This is a genomic window from Microcystis sp. LE19-195.1E, from assembly GCF_027532095.1.
Classification (GTDB): domain Bacteria; phylum Cyanobacteriota; class Cyanobacteriia; order Cyanobacteriales; family Microcystaceae; genus Microcystis; species Microcystis aeruginosa.
This window is the reverse complement of sequence record NZ_JAPZSZ010000236.1, coordinates 1-2,030: the sequence shown is the minus strand read 5'-3', so window position 1 is coordinate 2,030 and position 2,030 is coordinate 1. Positions and strand designations below refer to the sequence as shown.

Below are 2,030 nucleotides of genomic sequence, written 5' to 3'. Positions count from 1 at the left end.
CTTTCTTGTCTTTCGTACCATGCTTGTGTTCTGAGATGGAGTGCCTTATTGTAAACCAATCTTACACAGCCCAAAGTGCGCCGCAATAGCGACTCTTGTTCGGGTGTTGGGTAAAATCGAAACGAATAGGCTTTTTCCATATCTCGCATTCTAGCATATATCGTGTAAATGCGCTAATATTTAACAGTAAAGCCGTCGTAGAACGACGGGGTTTCAGACCCAAAATTTTCGATGAAACTAGAAACCACGGCGATTAAACGGATTCTCGATGCTAACCTTGACCGCGCCAGAGAAGGACTGCGAATTATCGAAGAATGGTGTCGTTTTGGCTTAGATAATCCCGATTTAGCCCAAGAATGTAAAGAAATGCGCCATCAATTAGCTAGTTGGCACTCGATCGATCTTAAACGACATCGGGACACGGCCGGCGATATCGGCAGGGATTTAAGCCATCCGAGGGAAGAAATCCGGGAGACTGTCGAGGGACTGCTGCAGGCCAATCTCGCTCGCGTACAGGAGGCTTTTAGGGTTTTAGAAGAATACGGTAAACTCTATGATCTGGAGCTAGGGATAGCCTGTAAACAGCTGCGCTATCGGGTTTATCAGCTAGAGAGTAAACTATTAATCTCGCCACCTCTGGAAAAACTGAAAGCATCTCCCCTCTATTTAGTCACTTCTCCCGCCGAAAATCTGCTAGAAATCGTCGAATTAGCCCTAAAAGGGGGGTTAAAATTGGTGCAGTACCGCCATAAAACCGCCGCTGATACCATTCGTTTAGAAGAAGCCGCTAAACTGTGTGAGTTATGCCACCGTTACGATGCTTTATTTATTATGAACGATCGCGTCGATATTGCTCAGGCCATTCATGCCGATGGTGTTCATCTCGGTCAACAGGATGTACCGATTTCCCTAGCGCGGCAATTTCTCGGTCCTGGGGCAATTATCGGCAGGTCCACCACTAATCCCCAAGAGATGGCCAAAGCAATCCAAGAAAAGGCCGATTATGTGGGAGTCGGGCCGGTTTATGCCACCCCCACCAAAGCAGGAAAAACCCCGGCAGGATTGGAATATGTCCGTTATGCGCGGGAAAATTGCCCTTTACCCTGGTTTGCGATCGGTGGTATTGATAGTAGTAACATTAAAGAGGTTTTAGAGGCAGGAGCGCAACAGGTAGCTGTAGTCCGGGCCATCATGGAAGCGCAGCACCCCGAGGTCATCACCCAACAATTATTAACCCAATTAAAGTAGGGAAGTGGGAAGTGGGAAGTGGGAAGTGGGGTGTAGGGTGTAGGGTGTAGGGTGTAGGGTGTAGGGTGTAGGGTGTAGGGTGTAGGGTGTAGGGTGTAGGGTGTAGGGTGTAGGGTGTGGGGTGTGGGGTGTGGGGTGTGGGGTGTAGGGTGTGGAAAAATGGGGAAATGGGGGAGTGGGGAGATAGGGGAATTTCAACTAATACCCTAAAACCCTAAAACCCCAACTCTCAACTCCTGTCTCCTGTCTCCTCCGATTAACTTGATTCGTTTATATCCAAATCCATGTCAGAAATAACCTTGCAAATTAACGGCAAAACTCAAACCTGTTTACCCGCAACTAAACTAGGGCAAATGTTAGAAAATTTGGGCATGAATCCTCGGTTAGTTGCGGTGGAATATAACGGGGAAATCCTCCATCGTCAGTATTGGGAAAACACGGAAATCAAGGAGGGGGATAAATTAGAAATTGTTACTATTGTCGGGGGGGGTTGACACTCCCATCGCGCTTAAGCGAGGGATTCTTGGTTCACTGAGTTTCCTTAATCTGGCAGGACGTATCCAACATTCGCCAGAGGGAATCTCTCCCCAAGCGTATTAGTTTCGGTGTGTCCCACCGTACTTAGTCCCTTTTTGAGAATGTTGATAGCGGCGTTAATATCTCTATCTTCTACATAGCCACAGTCAGGACAAATATGGGTTCTTGTAGATAGAGATTTAGGGACTTTTTGACCACAATTAGAACAATTTTGACTCGTGTTATGGGGGGCTACTGCTACCGTA

At 47.3% G+C, this 2,030-nt stretch carries 5 protein-coding genes; 2 read left to right on the top strand and 3 right to left on the bottom strand.

Going from position 1 to position 2,030, the window contains the following annotated elements; genetic code table 11:
- Window positions 1-140 (bottom strand): helix-turn-helix domain-containing protein (locus O9300_RS13260; protein WP_287077950.1); only part of this gene is annotated, 140 nt, incomplete at its 3' end.
- A gap of 91 nt (window positions 141-231) precedes the next feature.
- Between O9300_RS13260 and O9300_RS13255 the strand changes: the two genes are divergently transcribed.
- A complete protein-coding gene (locus O9300_RS13255; protein ID WP_287731256.1) occupies window positions 232-1,248 on the top strand; it encodes a thiamine phosphate synthase in 1,017 nt (338 codons plus the stop codon).
- On the opposite strand, the gene O9300_RS13250 is transcribed toward O9300_RS13255, so the two are convergent.
- Window positions 1,240-1,446: a hypothetical protein gene (locus tag O9300_RS13250; RefSeq protein WP_287972104.1), complete on the bottom strand. Its 207-nt coding sequence runs from the start codon at window positions 1,444-1,446 to the stop codon at window positions 1,240-1,242. The genes O9300_RS13255 and O9300_RS13250 overlap by 9 nt on opposite strands.
- 86 nt (window positions 1,447-1,532) lie before the next feature.
- Here O9300_RS13250 and thiS point away from each other — a divergent pair, with 86 nt between their 5' ends.
- On the top strand, window positions 1,533-1,742 hold the full coding sequence (gene thiS / locus O9300_RS13245) for a sulfur carrier protein ThiS (RefSeq protein ID WP_043999042.1): 210 nt from the start codon (window positions 1,533-1,535) through the stop codon (window positions 1,740-1,742).
- A gap of 47 nt (window positions 1,743-1,789) precedes the next feature.
- Here the strand turns inward: thiS and O9300_RS13240 are convergent.
- Window positions 1,790-2,030, bottom strand: a 241-nt coding sequence (locus tag O9300_RS13240; protein WP_287972101.1) for a zinc ribbon domain-containing protein, incomplete at its 5' end; no start/stop codon positions are given.